Origin of the sequence: Marinobacterium sp. BA1 (genome assembly GCF_041155135.1) — a bacterium.
Classification (GTDB): Bacteria; Pseudomonadota; Gammaproteobacteria; order Pseudomonadales; family Balneatricaceae; genus Marinobacterium; species Marinobacterium iners.
In genome coordinates, this window is record NZ_BAAFHC010000001.1 from 1,485,396 (window position 1) to 1,508,881 (window position 23,486).

Here is a 23,486-nt window from a genome sequence, read left to right on the forward strand (position 1 = left end):
ATGTATGGATGTAAATCAGACTATGCTGACTAAACACTTTCACGACAGGCCACGTAAAAGCTTGTTGAAATCAAACCTTTTAGGCGACCAGTGGTCTCTGTTGTCCGCTGCAGCATGAAACTCTTTTACCCGGTTGCAGGTCCTAAGCAGTAGAACATAACGGGAGATACCCATGATTATCCGAAATGGATACCTTGCCGGCGGCATACTTGCGCTGGCACTGTCTGTATTTGCATCAACACGGCTGACCGCAGCTGACACCCCAGCTACTCCTGACCTGTCGCAGTATCAAGTAGCAACCTTTGCCGGGGGCTGTTTCTGGTGCGTCGAGCAGGGCTTCGAAAAAATTCCCGGTGTTATTGAAGCCATCTCAGGCTACAGCGGCGGCACCGAGCCAAACCCGACCTATGAACAGGTGTCCTCAGGCAGCACAGGTCATACCGAAGCCGTACAGGTCTACTATGATCCGACCCTGATCACCTACAAGGGGCTTGTAGAAGGCTTCTGGCGTTTCATGGACCCCACCGATGCCAAGGGCCAGTTTGTCGACCGCGGGCAACAGTATCGTCCGGCCATTTTCTATCATGATGATCAGCAGCGACAGGTTGCCGAATCCTCTCGTGATGCCCTGGCCGCGTCCGGGCGCTATGACAAACCGGTGGTGATCGAGATCACGCCCTTCAGCACATTCTATGAAGCAGAAGACTACCATCAGGACTATTACAAAAAGAACCCGGTGCGGTATCGCTTTTACACCCACAACTCAGGGCGTTACCAGTTTATCGAGCAAGTCTGGGGGGATGATCAAACACTCGACTTCAGCCAGTTTAGCCCAACTAAAGCCGAGTCTGGCAGTACAGAGATGGGGCCACCTGGGAAGGACTATCAGCGCCCCTCGGATGAGGTTCTGCGTCAGCGTCTGACACCGGAGCAGTTCAAGGTGACACGCGAGGATAGTACTGAACGCGCCTTTGAAAATGAATATTGGGATGAAAAACGTCCCGGCATTTACGTTGATGTCATTTCAGGCGAGCCACTGTTCTCATCACGCGACAAGTATAAATCCGGTACCGGCTGGCCCAGTTTTACGCAGCCCATCAGCGAGGGTATGGTCACTGAGCACGAGGACCGTTCATGGTTTATGACCCGAACTGAAATTCGCAGTGCACTGGCCGATTCACACTTGGGCCATGTATTCAATGATGGTCCAGCACCCACCGGACTGCGCTACTGCATGAATTCGGCAGCCATGCGTTTCATCCCGCTTGAGGAGATGGAAGCACAGGGCTATGGCGACTGGATCGACGCGGTTCGCTGAGCCCCGTGGCAGGCGCTGCGGTCAGACCGCCTCAGCGCCTGCGTTCGTAGACGCTCAGGCTGACAGCCGTTGCCAGATTGAGCGATTCGATCTGGCCTGAACCCGTAATGGTGAACGGGCATGCCGACAGGCTATCGAGCTGTTCACGCGGCACACCGCGTGCCTCGTTGCCAAACAGATAGCAGTCACACTCGCTGAAAGTGGGCGCGCTGAGCGGCTCGCCTTGCATGTCGAGACAACCGATCCGTTTATAACGCTCAGCAAGGCTCTCCAGCGGTACATCCAGTTCCAGTGGTACGTGGAAAATCGCCCCCATACTGGCACGAATCACCTTGGGGTTGAACGGATCGACGCTGTTGGGACTGAGCAGGCAGCGAAAGCCGCCAAACCAGGCCAGGGTGCGCAGAATTGTGCCCAGATTGCCCGGGTCCTGAACTTCGTGCAGATAGATGGCGATATCGCCATCGGCAGATACCGGCCTTATCGCATCGATGGGCAGCACCGCCAGAATTCCCTGTGGCGACTTGGTGGCGCTGAGGGCACGCATCTGTTTACTGCCGATTTCATGCTTGACCAGCGGCGTTGGCCAGTCCCGGTATTCTTCGGTCAGATACAGTTCGGCGGCCTGCAGCTCGGGACGGAGCTGCAACGCCTGCTGCAGCTCCAGTACCAGATGCTCGCCCTCAACCAGACAGGCGCCCAGCTCGCTGCGGTACTTTTTCTGCTGCAGCTTCTTGATGTCGTCCAGTTTCATGCCGATTCGGTTTCCCGCTGCTGCAGAATGTCCAGTGCCACCGCTTCCGCCACCTTGATGCCATCAATACCGGCCGACAGAATACCACCGGCATACCCTGCCCCCTCACCGGCAGGGTAAAGGCCGCGCACATTGAGACTCTGCAGGGTGTGTGGGTCGCGAGTGATGCGAATCGGCGATGAGGTACGCGATTCAATCCCGGTCAGCACCGCATCTTCGCGGTCAAAGCCACGGATCTTGCGCCCAAAGGCCGGCAGCGCCTCGCGCATGGCCTCGATCACGTAATCCGGCAACGCTTCGGCCAAATCACAGAGTTTGACCCCGGGCTGATAGGAAGGCTCGACTTCGCCCAGTTTTTCGGAAGGACGACCACGTAAAAAGTCCCCTACCAGCTGAGCCGGGGCACGGTAATCACATCCACCCAACTGATAGGCGATCGACTCCAGCTTTTCCTGCAGTTCGATCCCGGCCAGCGGCCCACCGGGAAAATCCTGTTCCGGGTTGATGCCAACAACAATGCCCGCATTGGCATTACGCTCCTTGCGCGAATACTGGCTCATACCATTGGTGACCACGCGTCCCTCTTCCGAGGTCGCCGCAACCACCTGACCACCCGGGCACATGCAGAAGCTGTAAACAGCCCGGCCGTTTTTGGCATGGTGGATCAGCTTGTAATCCGCCGCTCCCAGCTCTTCATGGCCTGCATATTTGCCTAAACGCGCCCGGTCGATCATCGACTGCGGGTGCTCAATACGAAAACCGATGGCGAAGGGCTTGGGTTCGATATGTACTTCGCGCTGGTGCAGCATACGGAAGGTATCACGCGCACTGTGCCCCAGCGCCAAAACTACATGACGGCTCAGCAACTGACTGCCATCAGCCAGGGTCACGCCCTTGACTTCGCCATTCTCCAGCAGCAAGTCAGTGACTTTGGATTCAAACCGAATTTCGCCCCCCATCTCAATGATGCTCTGACGCATCCTTGATACTACCGTGGTCAAGCGGAAGGTGCCGATATGCGGCTTGTTGACATACAGGATATTGTCCGGCGCACCGTGATCAACAAACTCCTGCATCACCTTGCGGCCATAAAATTTGGGGTCCTTGACCTGTGAATAGAGCTTGCCATCCGAAAACAGCCCTGCTCCACCTTCGCCAAACTGGACGTTGGATTCGGTACTCAGATTGTGCTGACGCCAGAGCGCCCAGGTATCCTGGGTACGCTTGCGAACATCACGGCCGCGTTCAAGCACGATCGGCTTGAACCCCATCTGCGCCAGAATCGTGGCGGCAAACAGACCACAAGGACCAAAACCGATCACCAGCGGTCGTTCAGCCAGATCGGCGGGTGCCACGGCAACTGGGTGATACTCCGTATCCGGCGCTATGGTCACATGCGGATCATCGACAAAGCGCGCCAGCACGACAGCCTCATCTTTCACATCCAGGTGGATAATGTAGACGAAGGTAATCTCGGTGTTCTTCTTGCGCGCATCATAGCTGCGCTTGAAAACACTGAAACCGAGTAGCGCATCATCCGCCAGCTCAAGCCGTTTCAGAATGGCCTGACGCAGGGCGATTTCAGGATGATCAAGAGGAAGTGACAGTTCGCTGAGACGGATCATGGCAAGGGTTCCGGCCGGTTTATCCGGCAAAGGGACAATAAACCGCGAATTATAGCGACCAACAAGGGTAAAGTCAGTCTGATACACCCGAGAACATGGCACCAACAGGCTGCGAGACGTACAATCAGGTTTTAATTTTCAGATGGTTTGCAACCCGTATGGCCCGTTCCAAAAGCAGTGCACGCTGGCTCGATGAGCACGTCAACGACCCCTTCGTCAAACAGGCACAGAAAGACGGTTACCGTTCCCGTGCCAGCTACAAGTTATTGGCGATCAATGAAAAGGACAAGCTGATTCGTCCCGGCATGCTGGTGATCGACCTGGGCTCGGCGCCCGGTGGCTGGTCACAGGTCGCCTCCAAACTGGTCGGCACAGGTGGCAAAGTGATCGCATCCGACATTTTGCCAATGGACAGTCTGCCCGATGTGGAGTTTATTCAGGGCGATTTCACTGAAGACAGCGTATTCGAGCAGATCCTGCACGCGATCAATGAAAATCCGGTTGATGTCGTGATCTCGGACATGGCACCCAACCTGAGCGGTATCGCCACGGCGGATCAGGCAGCCTCCATTTACCTGATCGAACTGGCGCTGGACATGGCACAACAGGTCCTGAAGCCCAAAGGCAGCTTTATTGCCAAGGCGTTTCAAGGTGAGGGCTATGAAGCGTTCGTGAAGGAAGTTCGCAACCACTTTGACACAGTGGTTATTCGCAAACCGGAAGCATCACGTTCACGCTCACGTGAAGTCTACGTGGTAGGCAAGGGCTTCCGTGGTTGAAAATTTTCACCAATAAATTGAAGTAACCGTCGTTATCAGCTACACCTGTATCCAAACAACAAAAAGCGTATCTAAATGAATACACAAGATAGCGATTGCCTGCCAAAGCTCTCCGGCCAGCTGCCGGCAGCAAAATGATCCACCGGCGGGTCGGTCTTGGTCTGACCACCAAGACGCTGGGCATGACCCTGCTGATCCTCGCCCTGATTATCGGTGTTACGGCCATCATGAGCCGTGCCTTCGAGCGCTTGCACGATCAGGTAGACACGCTCACCAGTACCGAAATGGAAAACCTGATGACCTCAGTGCGACTGGTGCAACAGGCCGAGTCGCTGAACAGCCTTGGCTTTGGCCTGTCTGTTGCCAACAACCACACCGAGCGACGTCAGGCACTGATAAATCTGACCGATCGAACCCTCTGGGTAAACCAGCTGACCGACCGCCTTGCCCAGCAGGGTGGCAACCCTGATCTGATCAATCAGGTCCGCGAGACACAAGCACAGCTGCAGAGCAACATTGACGAACTGAATGAGCTGGTCAGCCAGCGCATCGATACCGGGCGCCAAGCGGGGCTTGAGCGCCAAATCAGAGCCCTGTCACACAACAACCGTGAACTGGCCGGGCAACTGGCTATACTGATGGGCTACTTTTCCGCCACCATGCGCCAACAGATGGTGATGCAAAGCGAGCAGCTTGCCGCCGAGATCAATGTCCAACAACGCAATCTGATCGCACTTGCCCTGTTGCTGCTGGTCTTTGCCTTGTTGGCCGGGGTTTATTTCGAGGTCGTGGTGGTGAGGCGCATCCTGCAGATGCAGCGCAATGTGAGCGCCCCGGTTGTTGATGTTGATGCCTTTGATACTCATGGTGGCGATGAAATTTCCAGTCTGGCCAAAACCGTGCGCAGTTACGTCCAGCGCATACAATATCAGGAAGCTCGCATGCGCGAAGCACATCAGGAGCTGACCTTTCTGGCTGAGCACGATGTCTTGACCGGGCTTGCTAACCGTCGTCATTTTCAGGCGGCCGCCCGACGTCTGCTGCGTCAGAGCTACCAACCATTATGTGTGGCTATTGGTGATATTGATCACTTCAAGAAGGTCAATGACCGGTTCGGTCATGCCACCGGAGATCAGGTCTTGATTGAAGTATCCCGGCAATTATCCGAAGGGCTGAGGGAAAGCGATATTCTGGCTCGATTCGGCGGTGAGGAGTTTGCCATTATTCTGACGACAGGCTCCCTGGAAGCTGGTTATCAGGTACTCGACAAGCTGCGAAGCCTGATTGCTGAGAAGCCGTTTTTATCCAGTCAGAAGCACGAAATTCACCTGAGCATGAGTTTTGGAGTTGCCCTGGTTGATGCAACAGTTCTTCAGAGCGAGACAGATGACCAACTGACCGAAAGCCTGCTGGATGCGGCGCTGCACGCGGCTGACAAGGCTCTCTATGATGCCAAGCGACAGGGCCGGAATAAGGTCGCCTTAGCTCCAAAGACCGTTTATGCGCAGGCTATCTGATCTGTTTCATTTCGCCTGTTTCAGCGTCATTGGCAGGTTGATGCTGCCATTTCTGCTGCTGTGCAGCCTGCCTCTGCAGGCCAGTGAGCATATTCGGCTTGGTATTCAGCTGGAACCGCCCACTCTCGACCCTACCGTTACTGCCGCCGCCTCGGCTGGCGAGATCACCTGGTGCAATCTGTTCGAGGGCCTCACGCTGGTCGATGGTGAGGGTCTTTTGAGGCCGCGACTGGCACGTAAATGGCACCTCTCCGAAGATGGACTGACCTATACCTTCGAGCTGCACAAGGGCGTGACTTTTCACGACGGCAGCCGCTTCGATGCCCATGTGGCCGCCTTTTCCCTCAATCGACTGCTGGATAAAAACAGCGGCAACCCCCAGCAACAATGGTTTGAGCAAGTCGATAGTGTCACCGCTCAGAGTGACGAGCACCTCATCATCACGCTCAAACGGCCCGACGCCATGCTGCCCTTCGCCCTGTCACTGCCTGCAGCCGTCATGGTTCACCCGAACACCGTTGCAAACAACAGCGAACACCCAGTCGGCACCGGTCCCTTCCGCTTCGACCGCTGGGAGAAAGGGCACTCCGTCACCCTGAAACGCAACATTGATTACTGGGGCAAGCCACCTTACCTGCACCAGGCACAGTTTCTGTTCATGCAGACCACAGTAGGCACCGAAAACATTCTGGCCGAAGGGCTGGTCGATGGACTGCTGAGCGTTACCCGAGTTGGCAACCGTTTCATGATTCGACCCGATTACCGCATGAGCGCACGCAAACTGCAGAGCAAGATGATTCTGGCGATCAACAATGCGCTCCCGCCATTCAACGATTTGCGCGTGCGCCGTGCTCTGTCACACGCCATTGACCGCAACCGCGTCAGCAAACTGTACGGTGCTCAATTCGAGCCGGAACTTATTGGTACGCATTTCCCGCCTTCACACCCTGCCTATGTGGATCTGGTAGACCGCTACCCCTTCGACCGGTTACTGGCCCGTCAGCTACTGAGTGCGGCCGAAGTACCTGAAGGCCAGACACTCACACTGACAATTCCCCCGACCGATTATGGCCGTTACGGTGGCTTGATGATTGCGGATGATCTGGAAGCGGTCGGGTTCAGAGTCAAGCTGGAGCAGGTGGACTGGAGCACATGGATGGAGCGGGTATTCCGGAAGAAGGATTACGAACTGACGCTTATCATGCATGTCGAGCCCATGGATCTGAACATCTATGCTCGTGACGACTACTACTTCAATTATGACAACGCCGCGTTCAAAGCGATTTGGGAGCGGGTACTGAATGCACGTACTGAAGATGAACTACACCGACTTCTTGGTGAGGCCCAGCGCCGCATCACTGAAGATGCAGTGAATGTGTATCTGTTCATGCGCCCGGAACAGAACTTGATGCACCGGGACCTGGAAGGGATGTGGGAAAAGAGCCCCATCCCCTCCTTCGTGCTGGAAGATATCCGCTGGAAAGATCAGAAGCGGTAGGACCAGGCCAACCCCAGAATATCCTGACTCATGCTCAGGTCCGCCTCACCGCCACCAAATGCGGCAAGAGAACCGTTACCTTCGACAGACTCCTCAAGTGCTCGTGTATAGGCGAATGTCAGTTCCTGCGCTGGAGACGGCCGCCAGCTGGCACCCAGACTGACATGTTCCTGTACCACACCTGGTGCCAGAATATTGAAAAAGGTCTCACTGCTCGGCACCGGCTGGTCCGCGTAGCTGTAACCGGCCCTAAACGTCAGGCGGCTTGACCAGTCATAGCTGACACCCAGCTTGTAGACATTGATATCCTGCCAGCCAAAACCCGAGCCGTTATCCTGCCCCAACTGTGTAATCGGAATCAGCGGGTTGCCCACTGAGGCCACGTCACTGTAGTTGATGCGCTGCCAATCACCCGCCAGGGTCCACTGCGGATTCATCTGCCAGGCAAAGCCGAGACCATAAGTTTCCGGTACATCAAAGCCACCCTGTTCAGCAAACAGACCACGGTAATCGCTGAAGCTGTCGGTCTTGATTTTGGATGACCAGCTGGCAGCCAGTGTCAGAGTATCGGTCACCTGCCCCTGCCAGCCGAGCTTAAGACCGAAACCGTCTGAGCTGTCGTGGCCATTGTCACTCAAGGCGGCAGGATTTGAAGACATGCTTTCGAAGGCTGGACCATTGACGCCTCGGGCTTCAAACATCTGATACACATAGGTCAGGCCGACACCCACACTGTGGCGCTCGGTCAGTCGATAGCCCACGGATGAGGTGACAAACAGCTGGGAAAGATCCACCCCTGCATCGCCAGTTGCGCCAGCGCCTGCATAGGGGTTGTTGGCATAGGAAGTATTCATGCCACCATTGGCATACATGGCCACACCGTAGGCCAGGCGCTCCGAATGCTGGCGACTGAAGCCCAGCTCAGGTATCCAGAAGCTTTTGTCACCGTTGCCGTCATACTGACCATTGAATGCCGGGTTGCCGCTGATACGCGCATCGCGTTCCGGCTTGAACCAGGTGACACCCAGATCAAACTGATCTCCCAATACCGTAAGCGCAGCCGGATTGCTTGCGGCCGAAATACTGTCGTGCGCCATCGCATAGCTGACACCGGCCATCCCCTGGGCCTTGATGCTGTTACCGTGGGTGAAGTAACCGTTGGTTGCTTCAGCAGTCAGCGGCAGGGTTGCCAGCGCAATGGCCGCGGCAAGGGGATGCAGTTTGTTCACGACGCTCTCCGTTAAAACAGTGTCTAATTAAGAACGTCATCATATTATTAAAAGTTATATAAGAAAAATAACTTTGATGCTTAAGATATATGCAAGGTGGTTATAAGCGAACGCCTGCCCGTTCAATAGAACCGAATCAGCACCACGCCCACCAGCAGAAACGCCACGCCCAGCACCCGCCCCAACGTGATATCGAACTGGGGAAAGGTCGCCCAGCCGAGATGATCGAGAATCACCGAGGTAATCAGCTGACCGGCTACAAACAGGGCGATCATGGTGGCAGCACCGATACGCGGCGCAAGAAAGACACCGGTAGAGACAAACAGCGCCCCCATGAAACCGCCTGTCCAGGCCCACCAGGGCGCCTGCCTGAGATCACTCAGCAACGGCCATTCAAACCGCATCCCTACGACGATCACAAACAGCGCCAGTGTACCAATCAGGAACGAGATAAAGGACGCCCATATCGCTCCTTGGCTGTGCAGCGCCAACGTGCTGTTCACACCGGCCTGCAGGGGCATCATCATGCCGGCCACAAACGCTAGCGAGAGCCAGAAAAACAGCATGGAGCCTCCTTTCTTCATCATTCACTCAACGGCGGGTCAGATAGACACCGCACTCCAGATGGTCGGTGTAGGGAAACTGGTCGAAGATCGCAAACCGCTCCAGTTTGTGGGTTTTGCTGATCTGTTGCAGATTTTCGTGCAGCGTCTCGGGGTTGCAGGAGATATACAGGATATGCGGGTATTCGCAGATCTGCTCCACCGTATGCTCATCCAGACCAGCACGCGGCGGGTCCACCAGTACAGTGGTAAAGTCACACTCATCCAGCGCCAGCCCCTGCACCTTACGACTGGTTTTCTCGCCCTTGAGGATCAGTGACAGATCTTCCGAGGGCATGCGCAGTACGTCAATATTATCGATACCGTTTTCCTGAATGTTCCACTCGGCGGAACGCACCGATACCTTGGAGATCTCGGTGGCCACCACGCGGCGGAAATTCTGCGCCAGTGGCAGGGTAAAGTTTCCGTTACCGCAATAGAATTCCACCAGATCACCGCCAGCGTGGGCACTGGCATCAATCGCCCACTCGATCATCTTTTCGCAGACATGGCCGTTGGGCTGGGTAAATCCGTTTTCGGTCTGCTGATAACGGTAGGCGCGGCCGTTGATGTTCAGGGTTTCGACCACGAAGTCGTTATCCAGCACGATCTTCTGCTTGCGTGAACGTCCGATAATGCCGATGTTGAACTGTTCACGCAGCGGCTTGACCCGCTCGACCCACTCGTCATCCAGTTTGCGATGGTAGATAAGGCTGACCAGCAACTCACCGGACAGGGTGCTGAGAAAGTCGACCTGAAACATTTTGAAGCGCAGTACCGGGTCGAGGCGAATTACCTCGATCAGCTCGAACATCACGTCATGGATGCGTTCGGCTACCATTGGACAGCTGTCCAACCGTACCGGCGTGCGCTTGTCACCGTCGAACATGACGTAATAGAGGTCATCGCCCTCATGCCAGGTGCGGAACTCGGCGCGCAGGCGGTAATGCTCGGGTTCAGAGGTAAACACCTCGATCGCGGGCAGATCGAATTCGGCAAATTGTGCTTCGATACGGGCTTTCTTGGTCGCCAGCAAGGCGTCGTACTGATCAGGCTCCACGCGGGGAAGGGCCATCGGCTAACCTCTGTGTTCTGTTGCTCGGGACGGGCGGCGGATTTTAGCACAGCCACCCCCAGCCTTCATTCAGAGATCAATCCAGCGTAGAATGCAGGGCTTCATTTGTCTTCAACCGACTCAGAGCCAACGATGTCCGACAGCAAGCGCAAGATTCTCGTCACCAGTGCCCTGCCCTACGCCAACGGTCCCATCCATCTGGGCCATCTGGTGGAGTATATCCAGACTGATATCTGGGTTCGTTTCCAGAAGCAGCGTGGCCATCAGTGTACCTACGTCTGTGCCGATGACGCCCACGGTACGCCGATCATGCTCAAGGCCGACCAGCTGGGCAAGAGCCCGCAGGAACTGATCGACCAGGTCAGCGCCGAGCACCAGCGCGACTTCGCCGGCTTCATGGTCAACTTCGACAACTACTACTCTACCCACTCGGAAGAGAACCGCCACTTCTCCGCGCTGATCTACGAGCGCCTGCGCGATGCCGGTCATATCACCCGCCGCACCATCACCCAGGCCTACGACCCGGTGAAGAACATGTTCCTGCCGGACCGCTTTATCAAGGGCGACTGCCCGAAATGCGGTGCCAAAGACCAGTACGGCGACTCCTGCGAAGCCTGTGGCGCCACTTATCAGCCGACCGAGCTGAAGAACGCCTACTCGGCCGTTTCCGGTGCTACCCCGATCGAGAAGGAGTCCGAGCACTTCTTCTTCAAGCTGGGTGACTTTGAAGACTTCCTGCGCACCTGGGTTAATGAGCACGTTCAGAGCCAGATGATCCACAAGCTCAACGAGTGGTTCGAGTCTGGTCTGCAGGAGTGGGACATCTCCCGCGATGCGCCCTACTGGGGCTTCGAAATCCCCGACGCGCCGGGCAAGTACTTCTACGTCTGGATGGATGCACCGATCGGCTATATGGCCAGCTTCAAGAACTGGTGTGACAAGAACGGCGTCGACTTCGATGAATACTGGAAACAGGATTCCGATGCCGAGTTGTATCACTTCATCGGCAAGGATATCGCCTACTTCCACACCCTGTTCTGGCCGGCCGAGCTGAAAGGTGCGGGCTTCCGCACCCCAACGGGCGTGTTCTGCCACGGTTTCTTGACCGTCAATGGTCAGAAGATGTCCAAGTCCCGAGGCACCTTCATCATGGCCGAAACCTACCTGAAGCACCTGCGCCCGGAATACCTGCGCTACTACTTCGCGGCCAAGCTGGGCTCCGGCATTGATGATATCGACCTGAGCCTTGAAGACTTCCGTTACCGCGTCAATGCCGACCTGGTCAACAAGGTGGTCAACATTGCCAGCCGTTGCGCCGGCTTCATTCAGAAGAAGTTCGACGGCATGCTTGACTCCGAGCTGACCTACGCGTCGCTGTACCATGAAGCAGTTGCCGCCGGTCACGGCATTGCCGAGGCGTACGAAAAGCGTGAATACGCCCGCGCCATGCGTGAAATCATGCACATCGCCGACAAGGCCAACCAGTACATTGATAATGCAGAGCCCTGGGTACTGGCCAAACAGGAAGGCAAGGAAGCCGAGGTACAGGCCAGCTGCACGCTGGGCATCAATCTGTTCCGCGTGATCATCAGCTACCTGGCCCCGGTACTGCCGGAAGTGGCCAAAGAAGCCTGTGCGTTCCTCAACATCGACACCCTGGCCTGGGATGCAATCGAGAAACCGCTGCTGAGCCACAAAATCAACAAGTTCAAGCCGCTGATGCAGCGCGTGGATGAAGCTACCATCGAGAAGCTGATTGAAGATTCTCGCCAGAGCCTGGAAGCCCAACCACAGGTTCAGGCGGCACAACCGAAGGCTGAAGTGACGCAGAACATGGAACCGATCGCCGACACCATCGAGTTCCCCGACTTCGCCAAGATCGACCTGCGCGTCGCCAAAATCGCCAAGGCGGAGCACGTTGAAGGCGCCGACAAGCTGCTGCGTCTGACGCTGGACCTGGGCGGCGAAACCCGCAACGTCTTCGCCGGCATCAAGTCCGCCTACAGGCCGGAAGACCTGGAAGGCAAGCTGACCGTCATGGTCGCCAACCTGGCCCCTCGCAAGATGAAGTTCGGCATGTCGGAAGGCATGGTGCTCGCGGCTGGACCAGGTGGTGAGGATCTGTGGATTCTGGAGCCGCACGAAGGGGCTCAGCCGGGGATGAGAATAAAGTGATGTCTTTACTTTCTTTACTTGTGTAAAGAAAGTAACAAAGAAAGCACACCCCTAAAAGCAGGCCTTCGGCTTCTCTGCGCGTCTCGCGTCAACAGGGATGTTTGGAAAACTCGCCACTGCGTGGCTCAGACAATCCAAACATTTTTCCCTGTTGCCGCTGCGATGCTCGACTGCTCACAAGGGGGCTTTTAGGAGTAGTCGTCATCCGGATTCGCCAGTTTCACCTGCAGCGGTTCCATCTTCCCACCCGGCATACCGATCATTTCGTTGTACGGGCTTTCATGCACCAGCGCGGTGTCGGTAATCCCCAGCCCCTTGAACTGAAACTTGGCATCGAGCTGGCTATTGAAGCGCATTATCGTGCCCTTGTCATCGCACACGTTTAGCAGCTCTTCACCCTTCTTCAGTTTGACCTGAACCAGGTACATGCTGCTTTCAAATGCGCGCACGACCAGTTGTTCGATCTGGCCGATCTGCTTTTTAACTTCTTCGAGCGAAATCTTCATTGATACCCTCCTGTTTCATTACTGCATTTACGCAGGCCCGTTACAGACGGTTTAACTGTGTTCGTATTTAAGGTAAAACATCCCTCCTGCTTGATGGAGGTACAGGATGAAGTGTCTGATTATCGGGGCCGGCGGGATCGGCTGTTATTACGGCGCCAGGCTGCTTGAGGCTAAACATGAGGTGACCTTTGTTGCCCGTGGTACGCACCTTGAGGCGATGCAGCAACAAGGACTAACGGTTGAGCATGAAGCCTTGAAATTTCACGCACCCGTTGATGCTGTTTCAATGGAGCAGCTGCTGACCGAACGTGACTGCGCCGACTATGACCTGATCATGCTGGCACTGAAGGCCGGTGCAACCGCCGACTGGCTTGAACAAAGCGGTGACTGGCTGAGCACTGCCGACACGCCGGTACTGTCACTGCAGAACGGCGTCGACAATGAGCCTCTGATCGCAGACCGGATCGGTGCTGAACGCACCCTTGGCGGGCTGGCGGTACGGATCGGTGGGCATATCATTGCCCCGGGACATATTGAAGCAAAAGGCCCTGCACAGGTGGTCATGGGCTGCTGGCCTGCCACCGCGGACGACGACTCTCGGCTGGCTGACTTGGCCGACACCCTGAACGCCGCCAGCATCCCCACCCGCGTCACGGCCAATATCCGTTATGAGTTGTGGAAAAAGCTGCTGATCAACAACGGTGTCAATCCGCTCAGCGCCCTGACTGGCTTGGATACACGCAGCCTGACCGCCGACCCTGTATTGGGCAAAACGGTCTACCGCATGATGCAGGAGGTCGCCATTGCGGCGCGGGCTGATGAGGTTGAACTGACCGCTGCCGATGTAGACGAGATGTTCGAGTTGATCAGCAACTTTGACGCGATCAAGACCTCCATGCTGGTCGATCGCGAAAAGGGACGCCCGCTGGAGCTGGACGAGATCAGCGGCGCCGTGATCCGCCGCTGCAAGGCGCTGGGCGAAGACGCCCCATGGACCGAGATGACCGAGCGTTTGCTGCGCCTTGAAATCCGCCCCTTGCAATGGCGACCGCAGCCCGCATAATGCCGCCTTTTGAATCGTCAACCTGAGGATACGCCGATGACACCTGAAGCCTTTGCCGCCCGTTTGGGCACCGATGACAGCATCGATTTTGAAGACACCATGGCGGTAATCAGCGAGCATTTCGACTACGCGCCCTGCGCCTTCAACAACGGCGAAATCTTCAACGAAGCGGGCCAGAACGAGGGCTCCTGCAAGATCTTCGGTTTTGGCAAACTGATGGAGCTGGATGAGGCTCAGACACTGGCCTGTTTTGGCCGCTTCTACCGCGATGTCCTTGCTACCCCTGACGGCACTGATCACGGCAATATTCGCAATTTCATGCAATCCGGCTGGGCCGGCATTCAGTTTGAAGGCGAACCACTGCGCCGCAAAAGCTGATCAGGCATCAGAGTCAAACAGCGGAAGCTGTACCGCTTCCGCGTCGCCTTCAGCCGTATCAAGCCGATACCCCACCCCTACCAGCCGTACCGGCTTCTGGCCCCGCTGCCAGGCCTCTTCAATCAGGGCCATGAACAGCGCCTTGTCGGGACGACTGCTGCGGGTTTCGGCCGTAGTCTGGCTGAAGTCCTTAAACTTGAGTTTGGCAACCGCGCCGATAATGCGCCGCTGCTCACGATGCTTTTCATAGCGCCGCTCAAGATCGGCCAACAACTCATCCAGCTGGGCCTGACAGGCTGCCAGATCAGGCAGATCACGGCTGAAGGTATGCTCAGTACTAACTGACTTGCGCTCGCGGCTCAGGCGTACCTCCCGGTTGTCCTGCCCTCTTGCCAGCTGCCACAGGCGCTCACCAAAGCGTCCAAACAGCTCGGTCAGTTGCTGCTGTGACAGCTGTTGCAACTGGTCACAAGTCTCGACCCCTAGTCCCAATAGCTTCTCCTGCGTCCGCGGCCCCACACCCGGAATTTTCTTCACCGGCAGCTGCGCCACAAATTCGGCCTGTCGCATCGGATCGACCACACAGAGACCATCCGGCTTGTTCCAGTCGCTTGCCACCTTGGCCAGAAACTTGTTCTGCGCCACACCGGCCGATACGGTAATACCAGTCTCTTCCCGCACCTGCTGACGAATGGCCTGCGCAATCCGCGTCGCACTGCCATCGAACAGTGGGCTGCCCGTCACATCCAGATAGGCTTCGTCGATGGAAACCGGCTCGATCGTATCGCTGTAACGACGATAGATATCAAAGATTCGCTCCGCTACCTCGCGGTAACGCGCCATGTTGCCGGACACCAGTTTCAATTGGGGGCAAAGCTGCAGCGCCCGGGCGGTCGACATGGCGGAATGCACACCAAAGCGCCGTGCGGGGTAGTTGCAGGTTGCAATTACTCCACGCCTCTCGGCCGCCCCTCCTACTGCAAGAGGAACCTCACACCACTCTGGATGATCCAGCATCTCAACTGCGGCAAAAAAACAGTCGCAATCCAGATGTATTATTTTGCGTGTATTGCCTGACATTCGCCCACCTGTCATCCAGCATTCATCTGACTGTCACTTCAGTGTCAGATCACCGCCATAGTGTACAGGCAGTGAACTGAGGTGACCCAACATGCAGATCGATGTCGAACAGGTACTGGTCAACAAGTACCCCGCTTTTGCAGAAAAACCGGCTCCCGTGCGCCGCTCCACCCTGTTCTGCCTGCGCCGCCTGGTGCGTGAACAGGAGATCAACCACTTCCTCGAAACCCATCGCGGCGTGCGTGGCTTCGAGTTTGTGGATCAGGTTCTGGACTACTTTAATTTCAGTTACGCCATCAGCCACAAGGAGCGAATGAACATCCCTTCTTCAGGCCGCGTCGTGATTGTAGCCAACCATCCACTGGGGGCACTCGACGGTCTGGCGCTGCTAAAATTGGTAGGAGAGGTACGCCGTGATGTGCGCATCATCGCCAACGATGTACTGATGCACTTCGATGCACTGCACAACCTGTTCCTGCCAGTCGATAATCTGGGTGGCAACACCCGCAAAGACAACATCAACCGTATTGTGGAAGCGCTGCAAAATGATGAGGCCATTATCGTCTTTCCTGCCGGCGAAGTATCCCGTGCGGGTCTGACCGGTATCAAGGATGGGCGCTGGAACAGTGGCTTCCTGCACTTTGCTCGTCGTGCCAATGCCCCTATTTTGCCTGTCTATCTGGGCGGCAAGAATTCGACGTTGTTCTACAGCCTGTCATACATCAACCGTTCCATGTCGACCCTGTTGCTGGCGCGTGAAATGTTCAACAAGCACTCGGTGACACTGCCTGTGCGGGTGGGCGAGCCGATCGCCTTCAGTCAGCTGGATGCACTGCCGGTATCAAACCGGGACAAGGCCAAACTGCTTAAAAAACATCTGTATCGCATCGCCCGCAACAAGCCGCCACTGTTCCTGACCGAAAAGACCATCGCCCACCCGCAGAACCGACAGGCGCTCAAACTGGAGTTGAAACAGGCTGAGCTGCTGGGCGAAACCGCGGATGGCAAGAAGATCTACCTGTTCGACTACCATCCCGATTCGGTTGTCATGCAGGAGATCGGGCGTCTGCGTGAAATTGCCTTTCGCACCGTGGGTGAAGGGACCGGCGAAAAGCGCGATCTTGACCATTATGACCAGCATTATCGTCACCTGATCCTTTGGGACGAAGACGATCTGGAGATTGCCGGTGCCTACCGTATCGGCGAGGGCCACCAGCGCCACAACGAGTCCGGATACCCGCTATACAGCGAATCACTGTTCCACTACAGCGAACAGATGGAACCGATTTTTGCCGCCGGGATCGAGCTGGGACGCAGCTTCGTTCAGCCACGGTACTGGGGCAAGCGCTCACTGGACTATCTCTGGTACGGCATCGGTGCCTACCTGCGTCGTCACCCGAACGTTCGCTACCTGTTCGGCCCAGTCAGCCTGAGCCACAGCTATCCGAAACGGGCGCGTGACCTGCTGGTCTGGTTCTACCGTCACTACTTCCCTGATCATGCCTGGCTGGCACGCTCACGCAGCCCCTACCTGATCGACAAGGATACCGAAAATGCCATCGCGGACATTTTCTGTGGCAACGACTATCGTGAAGATTTCAGTCGTCTGCGCCAGCAGCTGGAATTCCTTGGCGTAACCGTGCCGACGCTCTATAAGCAGTATTCGGAACTCTGTGAGCCCGGCGGGGTCAGTTTTCTCGACTTCGGCATCGACCCCGACTTCAACTACTGTATCGATGGGCTGGTACTGGTGGATACCGAACAGGTCAAGCTGCGCAAACGCGAACGCTATATCGGCACAACTGACGCCACCAACCGCTGAGCGTAATTTTGACAGGGTTTTGTTAAAGTATCAGTCCACACCCTTTTCGGGAGAACTGGATGCATCCACTGGGACTGGTACTTTTTGCCCTGATCATACTGGGTAGCTGGTACTGGTGGCAGCGACAGCCTGACGACAAGCGAGGCAGCGCCACCCTCAAACTGATTCTGATTTTCGTCACCATCGGCTTGCTGGCGATGGCGATCACCGGACGCATGCACTGGCTCGGCGCCCTGATTGCACTGGTGCTGCCATTTCTGCAAAAACTGCTGCCACTGCTGCTACGCTTCCTGCCCTCACTGGCAGGTACTCTGAATCGCAAGCGCCAGCAGAAAAAACAGCAGCGGTCGAACCGCCCCAACAAACAGATGAGCCGTGACGAGGCACTGGAGATTCTTGGGCTCAAGCCGGACGCCAACCGCGATGATGTCATTCAGGCCCACCGTCGCCTGATCCAGAAACTGCACCCGGACCGGGACGGCAGTGCCTATCTGGCTGCGCGCATCAACGAGGCCCGCGACCGCCTGTTGGAATGACTAGTGCCACCAGTCAAGCTCATGATGCTCCATCATGGGCTTTCCTGAGGGCAGCAGTTCCAGCTCGCTACCATAGGCAGGATGGAAGTGAGTGAGCTTCAGCCGCCCTTCCAGATCGAGCTGAAATACCAGCTTCGAATCACTGCCTGCAGCCTCCTCTGAATCCAGCCACAGCTGCAGCCTTCCAGAGTCGGCCTGCTGCCAGCGGCCGCTGTACTCGATCACCGGCTGCTCATTCAGATAATCCTCAAGCAGCTGCGCCTTACCGTCTGAATCCAGTTGCAGGCTCAACCGGCGCGTCAGGAGTGTGTCTGCAGTTCGGTAGCGGGTAAACAGTCGCCACTGCTGCAAATCACCCAAACGCGCACAGCCATTGTAAAAAAGACCATCCACCTCGGCTGAAAGGGTCAAGGCATACCACCCTCCACGAGGCCCTTCGCAATCGCGTTTTTCGACCTCCATCAGCAGCTGATGGCTGCTGCGACCACCACCAGTGGCCATCGTCTGCTGCCAGCGCCGCACGGCCCCGAGTCGCTCACCTTCAGGGCGCTTGAATCCCAGCTGGCGCAAACTGTCACGGTAATGCACTCGAATCTGCCGTTCACGCAACTCGAAAACGGTATTGCCACGCATGGCAACAGCCCACAGCTTGATATCAGGCAGATCAACATCACAGGCTTTAAGCGACCCGCCGACCAGCAACGGCTGGGTCAGCTCTACACCCTTGATCGATACACGACCAAATGCCTCGATATATACGGGCCAACCATCACCCAAGCTCTGACGCGCATACTCGCGTTCCAGTGGTTCACCCATCAAGGCAATCGGGTGACGCATTGTCAGGCCACAAGGCTCAAACCAGTACCCTTCAGCATTCTGAACCAGCATCCCTCGCAAGAAAGTACGAGGCTCGGCAGACTGATTGGCCACACCTGCACAGCCGGTCAGCAGCAGGCTAAACAGCAATAACATGGGTCGTCTGAGTATATCGCTCACGGCGTGCATCCTTGTTCTCAACAACGAAATCATCAACTTAAGAATAATACCTTCTAGCCAGGGGCGATATGATCTATCCCATAATCTGGCCCGCTATGGATTTTGGCCTACACTGACATCACTCTACTTCAGCAAGGAGATTCGTCATGTCGGATCATGTCTACAAGATTATCGAAATTGCAGGCTCCTCCGCCGAAAGTCACGATGATGCCATTCGCAACGCGGTTGCCAAAGCAGCCGAGACCATAGGTCACCTCAACTGGTATGAGGTAAAAGAGATGCGCGGGCATATCGCAGACGGCAAAATAGCCCACTACCAAGTTGTCATTCGGGTAGGATTCAGGCTCGAATAAATGACCTTCCATGCACGGCTCACTCGGAGGCTGCCCACGCCTGCCGTGTCCGAGTGAGTCTGCCTTCGTTCACCCAAGGTTCATATCTGTCTGCTTTATAATGCACTCCGTTAATCTCTAACGTTGCCTATCTGCAACAAGCCTATCCTGGAAGGATGACCACTTTGCCCTGGCATACCCATTCTCTCAAGCAGCTGGTTCTGCTCGCCTTCTTTCTGGCAGCGGTACCATTGGCGGTGCTGGTGTACCAGTCAGGCAATGCGCTGGTTACACAGTCAGCGCAGGCACGCCTGCTGGCGAGAGAAATGCTGGAAAGCAGCCAGCGTAATGAACAGCTACGCACTCTGACCGAAGATATCATTCGCGCTGCACGGCAGTACGATATCGTCAACCGTGCCGAGGTACGCCAGCGGCTGGAACAGAATCTGAATGATTATGCCGCCTTGCTGGATCTGGCTGACAGTTCTGCGGCTCCCACCCTGCCACGATCCGATCTGCACCAGTTGCTGACTGAGCTGCGAGGGCTGTCCACACTCGAACAACCACCCCGTTTTGCCAGTGGCCGCCTGGAGCAGCTGATGCATGAAACTCAGCAGCTGATCAGAGCGAATGATGCCGGCTTCAATGACAGGCTTGAATTGCTGGAGCAGCGCGTACAACAGGAGCAGCTTCGTACCGGCTGGTTTGCTGTACTGCTTATTGCCACGTCCACGGCCCTGATTCTGTTTTTCAGCGGGCGAATCAACCGCCCGGTACAACAGCTGATTCGCCATATTCGCAACATCGGCGAGGGTGAACGCACACCGCAGGCTGATCTCAGCGGTCCTGAAGAACTGGCACAGGTTAACACCCAGCTGAACTGGCTGGCGCAACATCTCGAATCACTGGAGCAGGACAAGGTACGATTCCTGCAGCATGTGTCACATGAGCTCAAGACTCCCCTGACAACGCTGCGAGAAGGCGCAGATCTGTTGGCAGAAGAGCTGGCCGGGCCGCTTACTGCCGACCAGCACGAAATCATCCAACTGCTGCAACAGAACAGCCTGACGCTACAGGAACTCATCGAGCAACTGCTCGACTATAACCGTCTGCAGCAACCGGGACAGGTCCAGCTGGAGAATGTGGTGATACCACCGCTGGTGCAGCGTATAATGAGGCCTTTCAAGCTGCAAATCGAGCAAAAGCAGCTGCAGGTCAGTACCCGTTTCGAGTTCGAGAGCTGCCACACCGATGCCCAGATGTTACAGCGAGTTCTGTCCAATCTGATCTCAAATGCCGTGCATTATTCAGACCAACAGGGCACTTTATCGATTTCAGCCTGTCGCAATGGCAACGCACTCGAACTAAAAGTTGCCAATAGCGGCCCTCTGATACCGAACGAGGATGTTCCAATGCTGTTCGAGCCCTTCTATCAGGGCAAAAATCGTCGCCGCGGGCCCTTGAAAGGCTCAGGTATTGGGCTGAGCATTGCACAGCAGGCCAGCCGGGCGCTGGGAGCGAAGCTGGTGTTGAGTGAAAATGAAAATGCACGGGTAGCCTTCACCCTGACGCTGCCGCCTGAGGATGCCTGAACCATGTTATCGCGAGCCTTAGCTGCGCTGCTTCCACTTTTGTTGCTGACAGGTTGCCTGCCAACACTGCCACCCGACTCGGGCGTCGAGTCGACTTCAAGCATGGCGCAGAAATGCCATATTGATAACGATCAGCTGCTTGGTTGGTTAAAATATGAACATCGTTATACTTCGTCTACACTTAACGACAAACAACAGCTACTGATCGACGCAGAAGCAAGACAGCCAAAAACTCTCTACCCTCTGTTACTGAGCACACCCGGACAATCTCCACAGCATGTAGCCCGGGCTCTGGAAATGCTCACAGCACTACAGCTGCAACCTGTCGAGGTTGACTGCGGTGCCGATCAGTTTCTGCAGCTGCGTTTGCGCCAACTGCAACAGCAGCTGAATACCCTGCAACAGCTTGAACAACTGGAGCTGGACAATCAGGAACTCAAGCGTCAGGTCGATGCCCTGACGGATTTGGAACGACAAATAACGCGACAGCGTGAGGAGCACTGACAGATGACGTCAACCCCCCGTATCCTGCTGGTCGATGACGATACCGCCCTGCTGCGCCTGCTTGAAATGCGCCTGCAGGCGTCGGGCTACGACATCAGCTGTGCCGAAAGCGGCGAAGAAGCCCTGGAGATGATTCGCCAGCACAGCTTTGACCTGGTTCTTACCGATCTGCGGATGGATGGCATGGATGGCCTGATGCTCTTCTCCTGCATCCAGCAGGAGCAGCCAGACTTGCCCGTGATCATTATCACCGCCCACGGATCCATCCCTGAGGCTGTGGAAGCAACTCAGAAAGGCGTATTCGGTTTCCTGTCAAAACCCATTGACAAGGACCATTTGCTTGATACTGTTCGTGCGGCACTTAACACGTCTCAGCGTCACCGTGACCAAAGCTGGCGCGCAGGTATCATCAGCCACAGCGCACGTATGGAGCAGCTGCTGGATCAAGCTCAGCGTGTAGCGGCTTCTGATGTAAGCGTACTGATAACCGGCCCCAGTGGGAGCGGCAAGGAGCTGGTTGCCCGTGCGATCCATCAGGCCAGCGCTCGTGCGGACCAACCGTTCATTGCCATCAATTGTGGCGCTCTGCCCGAGCAACTGCTGGAGTCCGAACTGTTTGGCCACACCAAAGGTGCGTTCACCGGTGCGGTTAACCAACACGAAGGCTTGTTCCGTGCGGCACAGGGCGGCACCCTGTTTCTGGATGAGATCGGTGATATGCCGGTAGCACTGCAGGTAAAACTGTTGCGCGTACTGCAGGATCGAACCATCCGCCCGGTTGGCTCGACCCAGAGCACGCCGGTAGACGTACGTATCATCTCAGCGACTCACCGCGATCTCGAAGCCGCGATGCTGAGCCAAGAGTTCCGTGAGGATCTCTATTACCGTCTCAATGTGGTCAACCTGGAACTGCCGCCACTGCGCGAGCGGCCCGAAGACATCCCGCTGCTTGCTCGTCATTTCCTTACTCAGGCAGCTCATAAACACAACCGCAAGGTTCGTGGCATCTCTCCCGGTGCACTTCATCTGCTTGCCCAAGCGGCTTGGCCAGGCAACGTCCGTCAGTTGGAAAACGTGATGGAGCAGGTGGTTGCCCTGAGCCCTTCTCCCATCATTCCCGAAGGGTTGATATCCAAGGCACTGACCAATCAGGAGCGTGTCATTCCTTCGTTCAATGAAGCGCGCGCTGACTTTGAGCGACGCTATCTGATCAAGGTGCTGCAGATTACGGAGGGCAATGTCACCCATGCTGCCCGTATTGCCCAGCGCAACCGGACCGACTTCTACAAGCTGCTGAACAAGCACCAGCTGGAAGCGGCTCAGTTCAAGGCTGATGCCAAGGCTGCTTTGGCTGCTCAACAGGAAGCACTGAAACAGGCTACCGAGCAGCGCAAAGTCGGCTGATCCTACCGAACTCGGCACAAAAAAACCGCGCTTGCTTTTGGTAGGCGCGGTTTTTTGTGTTTGAATGCGCCGTTTATCGGCCCAGCATCTCCAGCGCCTTGTCGGTCAAGTCAATAACATCCAATACCGTACCGCGGCCCTGAACAACGCGCACCACGCTGTCGCCCAACAGAATCAACTCGGCCGCTTCAGAATCGTATCCGAGCCGCTCAAGATAATGCCGCGGCAGACGCTCTCCTCTGCGATAGAGATCCGAGTCCAGCACTTCACCCTGACGCACCTTGTCACGCCACCCCGGCGGCAGCTCGCCCCCGCGGGCAAGTTTTTTCTGCAAACCCGGTGGCAAGGACTTCATCCTGCCCGGTTCAGAACGAACACCATAGCGCTCTTCCAGCACATGGTCGCGCAGCAAGCGCCGTTCACGCTCGGACAGGGGTAAAAAACCGTCAACTCGGTCATCAGAGCGACGTTCATCACGTTGCTGAGGTTGATGTATCCGCTCGGGCCACTCCTTCTGAGGTTTCCCATCAGGTCCTGCCCACGAAGGCTTGTCTGCCATGGCCGGCATAGACATCAGGCAGGCTGACAGTATCAAGGTCAGTTTTTTCATGGCTACCTCTGGTCTTCAGAAGTCCTTCCGGACCGGTGTTGGATTTTATTGCCCATTTTTATAGTATCGCTGTGCCTTTATTCCCTGTAGA

General features: G+C 56.1%; 22 protein-coding genes. 13 read left to right on the forward strand and 9 right to left on the reverse strand.

Annotated features, from left to right (window positions below; genetic code table 11):
• Nucleotides 1-172 precede the first annotated feature (172 nt).
• Nucleotides 173-1,318 (forward strand): peptide-methionine (R)-S-oxide reductase MsrB, encoded by a 1,146-nt coding sequence (msrB, locus tag ACAM29_RS07235; protein WP_369623696.1) that lies wholly within the window; start codon nucleotides 173-175, stop codon nucleotides 1,316-1,318.
• A 31-nt stretch (nucleotides 1,319-1,349) separates the two neighbouring features.
• On the opposite strand, the gene ACAM29_RS07240 is transcribed toward msrB, so the two are convergent.
• Nucleotides 1,350-2,072, reverse strand: a complete 723-nt coding sequence (locus ACAM29_RS07240; RefSeq protein ID WP_206841105.1) for an RNA methyltransferase — start codon at nucleotides 2,070-2,072, stop codon at nucleotides 1,350-1,352.
• Nucleotides 2,069-3,697 (reverse strand): NAD(P)/FAD-dependent oxidoreductase, encoded by a 1,629-nt coding sequence (locus ACAM29_RS07245; RefSeq protein ID WP_369623697.1) that lies wholly within the window; start codon nucleotides 3,695-3,697, stop codon nucleotides 2,069-2,071. The genes ACAM29_RS07240 and ACAM29_RS07245 overlap by 4 nt, the downstream gene beginning before the upstream one ends.
• 158 nt (nucleotides 3,698-3,855) lie before the next feature.
• Here ACAM29_RS07245 and rlmE point away from each other — a divergent pair, with 158 nt between their 5' ends.
• The 3 genes from rlmE to ACAM29_RS07260 all read left to right on the forward strand — a co-directional run bounded on the left by rlmE (nucleotide 3,856) and on the right by ACAM29_RS07260 (nucleotide 7,491).
• Entirely contained in the window at nucleotides 3,856-4,476 is a 621-nt protein-coding gene (gene rlmE, locus ACAM29_RS07250) for a 23S rRNA (uridine(2552)-2'-O)-methyltransferase RlmE (RefSeq protein ID WP_369623698.1), read from the forward strand.
• Between the two features lie 95 nt (nucleotides 4,477-4,571).
• Nucleotides 4,572-5,993, forward strand: a complete 1,422-nt coding sequence (locus ACAM29_RS07255; protein WP_369623699.1) for a diguanylate cyclase — start codon at nucleotides 4,572-4,574, stop codon at nucleotides 5,991-5,993.
• Nucleotides 5,977-7,491, forward strand: a complete 1,515-nt coding sequence (locus ACAM29_RS07260) for an ABC transporter substrate-binding protein (RefSeq protein WP_369623700.1) — start codon at nucleotides 5,977-5,979, stop codon at nucleotides 7,489-7,491. Before ACAM29_RS07255 ends, ACAM29_RS07260 begins: the two co-directional genes overlap by 17 nt.
• Here ACAM29_RS07260 and ACAM29_RS07265 read toward each other — a convergent pair.
• The 3 genes from ACAM29_RS07265 to trmA all read right to left on the reverse strand — a co-directional run bounded on the left by ACAM29_RS07265 (nucleotide 7,479) and on the right by trmA (nucleotide 10,397).
• Nucleotides 7,479-8,720, reverse strand: coding sequence for an OmpP1/FadL family transporter (locus ACAM29_RS07265; protein ID WP_369623701.1), 1,242 nt, complete (start codon nucleotides 8,718-8,720; stop codon nucleotides 7,479-7,481). The genes ACAM29_RS07260 and ACAM29_RS07265 overlap by 13 nt on opposite strands.
• Before the next feature lie 122 nt (nucleotides 8,721-8,842).
• Nucleotides 8,843-9,286, reverse strand: a complete 444-nt coding sequence (locus ACAM29_RS07270; protein ID WP_354410648.1) for a DMT family transporter — start codon at nucleotides 9,284-9,286, stop codon at nucleotides 8,843-8,845.
• Between the two features lie 25 nt (nucleotides 9,287-9,311).
• Complete coding sequence (trmA, locus tag ACAM29_RS07275) at nucleotides 9,312-10,397, reverse strand: tRNA (uridine(54)-C5)-methyltransferase TrmA (protein WP_091827599.1); 1,086 nt, start codon at nucleotides 10,395-10,397, stop codon at nucleotides 9,312-9,314.
• A 132-nt stretch (nucleotides 10,398-10,529) separates the two neighbouring features.
• Between trmA and metG the strand changes: the two genes are divergently transcribed.
• Nucleotides 10,530-12,572 carry a methionine--tRNA ligase gene (metG, locus tag ACAM29_RS07280; protein WP_091827598.1) on the forward strand — a complete coding sequence of 681 codons (2,043 nt, stop codon included), beginning with the start codon at nucleotides 10,530-10,532 and terminating at the stop codon, nucleotides 12,570-12,572.
• A gap of 188 nt (nucleotides 12,573-12,760) precedes the next feature.
• Here metG and ACAM29_RS07285 read toward each other — a convergent pair whose 3' ends face one another.
• Nucleotides 12,761-13,078, reverse strand: a complete 318-nt coding sequence (locus tag ACAM29_RS07285; protein ID WP_369623702.1) for a DUF6482 family protein — start codon at nucleotides 13,076-13,078, stop codon at nucleotides 12,761-12,763.
• A 106-nt stretch (nucleotides 13,079-13,184) separates the two neighbouring features.
• Here ACAM29_RS07285 and ACAM29_RS07290 point away from each other — a divergent pair, with 106 nt between their 5' ends.
• Complete coding sequence (locus tag ACAM29_RS07290; RefSeq protein WP_369623703.1) at nucleotides 13,185-14,141, forward strand: ketopantoate reductase family protein; 957 nt, start codon at nucleotides 13,185-13,187, stop codon at nucleotides 14,139-14,141.
• 36 nt (nucleotides 14,142-14,177) lie between these two features.
• A complete protein-coding gene (locus ACAM29_RS07295) occupies nucleotides 14,178-14,519 on the forward strand; it encodes a HopJ type III effector protein (RefSeq protein ID WP_369623704.1) in 342 nt (113 codons plus the stop codon).
• Here ACAM29_RS07295 and dinB read toward each other — a convergent pair whose 3' ends face one another.
• A complete protein-coding gene (gene dinB / locus ACAM29_RS07300) occupies nucleotides 14,520-15,599 on the reverse strand; it encodes a DNA polymerase IV (RefSeq protein WP_091827594.1) in 1,080 nt (359 codons plus the stop codon).
• A gap of 91 nt (nucleotides 15,600-15,690) precedes the next feature.
• On the opposite strand from dinB, the gene ACAM29_RS07305 reads away from it, so the two are divergent.
• Entirely contained in the window at nucleotides 15,691-17,421 is a 1,731-nt protein-coding gene (locus ACAM29_RS07305; protein WP_206841081.1) for a lysophospholipid acyltransferase family protein, read from the forward strand.
• Between the two features lie 59 nt (nucleotides 17,422-17,480).
• Nucleotides 17,481-17,957 (forward strand): hypothetical protein, encoded by a 477-nt coding sequence (locus ACAM29_RS07310; protein ID WP_091827592.1) that lies wholly within the window; start codon nucleotides 17,481-17,483, stop codon nucleotides 17,955-17,957.
• Here the strand turns inward: ACAM29_RS07310 and ACAM29_RS07315 are convergent, their stop codons facing one another.
• The gene (locus tag ACAM29_RS07315) at nucleotides 17,958-18,953 is read right to left on the reverse strand and encodes a hypothetical protein (protein ID WP_369623705.1); all 996 of its coding nucleotides are present in this window, start codon (nucleotides 18,951-18,953) and stop codon (nucleotides 17,958-17,960) included.
• Between the two features lie 146 nt (nucleotides 18,954-19,099).
• On the opposite strand from ACAM29_RS07315, the gene ACAM29_RS07320 reads away from it, so the two are divergent.
• From ACAM29_RS07320 to ACAM29_RS07335, 4 genes are all read left to right on the forward strand, one after another.
• Nucleotides 19,100-19,306: a dodecin gene (locus tag ACAM29_RS07320; protein ID WP_091827590.1), complete on the forward strand. Its 207-nt coding sequence runs from the start codon at nucleotides 19,100-19,102 to the stop codon at nucleotides 19,304-19,306.
• A gap of 155 nt (nucleotides 19,307-19,461) precedes the next feature.
• The gene (locus ACAM29_RS07325) at nucleotides 19,462-20,877 is read left to right on the forward strand and encodes an ATP-binding protein (RefSeq protein ID WP_369623706.1); all 1,416 of its coding nucleotides are present in this window, start codon (nucleotides 19,462-19,464) and stop codon (nucleotides 20,875-20,877) included.
• A gap of 3 nt (nucleotides 20,878-20,880) precedes the next feature.
• Nucleotides 20,881-21,381, forward strand: coding sequence for a hypothetical protein (locus ACAM29_RS07330; RefSeq protein WP_369623707.1), 501 nt, complete (start codon nucleotides 20,881-20,883; stop codon nucleotides 21,379-21,381).
• A gap of 3 nt (nucleotides 21,382-21,384) precedes the next feature.
• Nucleotides 21,385-22,785 carry a sigma 54-interacting transcriptional regulator gene (locus tag ACAM29_RS07335; RefSeq protein ID WP_091827587.1) on the forward strand — a complete coding sequence of 467 codons (1,401 nt, stop codon included), beginning with the start codon at nucleotides 21,385-21,387 and terminating at the stop codon, nucleotides 22,783-22,785.
• 73 nt (nucleotides 22,786-22,858) lie between these two features.
• On the opposite strand, the gene ACAM29_RS07340 is transcribed toward ACAM29_RS07335, so the two are convergent.
• Nucleotides 22,859-23,395, reverse strand: a complete 537-nt coding sequence (locus tag ACAM29_RS07340; protein ID WP_369623708.1) for a hypothetical protein — start codon at nucleotides 23,393-23,395, stop codon at nucleotides 22,859-22,861.
• Nucleotides 23,396-23,486: the final 91 nt, after the last annotated feature.

Bases quoted from the DNA above. Each gene is read 5' to 3' on its own strand.
- msrB (WP_369623696.1), top strand. From the start codon at position 173: ATGATTATCCGAAATGGATACCTTGCCGGCGGCATACTTGCGCTGGCA.
- ACAM29_RS07240 (WP_206841105.1), bottom strand. From the start codon at position 2,072: ATGAAACTGGACGACATCAAGAAGCTGCAGCAGAAAAAGTACCGCAGC.
- ACAM29_RS07245 (WP_369623697.1), bottom strand. From the start codon at position 3,697: ATGATCCGTCTCAGCGAACTGTCACTTCCTCTTGATCATCCTGAAATC.
- rlmE (WP_369623698.1), top strand. From the start codon at position 3,856: ATGGCCCGTTCCAAAAGCAGTGCACGCTGGCTCGATGAGCACGTCAAC.
- ACAM29_RS07260 (WP_369623700.1), top strand. From the start codon at position 5,977: ATGCGCAGGCTATCTGATCTGTTTCATTTCGCCTGTTTCAGCGTCATT.
- ACAM29_RS07270 (WP_354410648.1), bottom strand. From the start codon at position 9,286: ATGCTGTTTTTCTGGCTCTCGCTAGCGTTTGTGGCCGGCATGATGATG.
- trmA (WP_091827599.1), bottom strand. From the start codon at position 10,397: ATGGCCCTTCCCCGCGTGGAGCCTGATCAGTACGACGCCTTGCTGGCG.
- metG (WP_091827598.1), top strand. From the start codon at position 10,530: ATGTCCGACAGCAAGCGCAAGATTCTCGTCACCAGTGCCCTGCCCTAC.
- ACAM29_RS07285 (WP_369623702.1), bottom strand. From the start codon at position 13,078: ATGAAGATTTCGCTCGAAGAAGTTAAAAAGCAGATCGGCCAGATCGAA.
- ACAM29_RS07290 (WP_369623703.1), top strand. From the start codon at position 13,185: ATGAAGTGTCTGATTATCGGGGCCGGCGGGATCGGCTGTTATTACGGC.
- ACAM29_RS07295 (WP_369623704.1), top strand. From the start codon at position 14,178: ATGACACCTGAAGCCTTTGCCGCCCGTTTGGGCACCGATGACAGCATC.
- dinB (WP_091827594.1), bottom strand. From the start codon at position 15,599: ATGTCAGGCAATACACGCAAAATAATACATCTGGATTGCGACTGTTTT.
- ACAM29_RS07305 (WP_206841081.1), top strand. From the start codon at position 15,691: ATGCAGATCGATGTCGAACAGGTACTGGTCAACAAGTACCCCGCTTTT.
- ACAM29_RS07310 (WP_091827592.1), top strand. From the start codon at position 17,481: ATGCATCCACTGGGACTGGTACTTTTTGCCCTGATCATACTGGGTAGC.
- ACAM29_RS07320 (WP_091827590.1), top strand. From the start codon at position 19,100: ATGTCGGATCATGTCTACAAGATTATCGAAATTGCAGGCTCCTCCGCC.
- ACAM29_RS07325 (WP_369623706.1), top strand. From the start codon at position 19,462: ATGACCACTTTGCCCTGGCATACCCATTCTCTCAAGCAGCTGGTTCTG.
- ACAM29_RS07330 (WP_369623707.1), top strand. From the start codon at position 20,881: ATGTTATCGCGAGCCTTAGCTGCGCTGCTTCCACTTTTGTTGCTGACA.
- ACAM29_RS07335 (WP_091827587.1), top strand. From the start codon at position 21,385: ATGACGTCAACCCCCCGTATCCTGCTGGTCGATGACGATACCGCCCTG.
- ACAM29_RS07340 (WP_369623708.1), bottom strand. From the start codon at position 23,395: ATGAAAAAACTGACCTTGATACTGTCAGCCTGCCTGATGTCTATGCCG.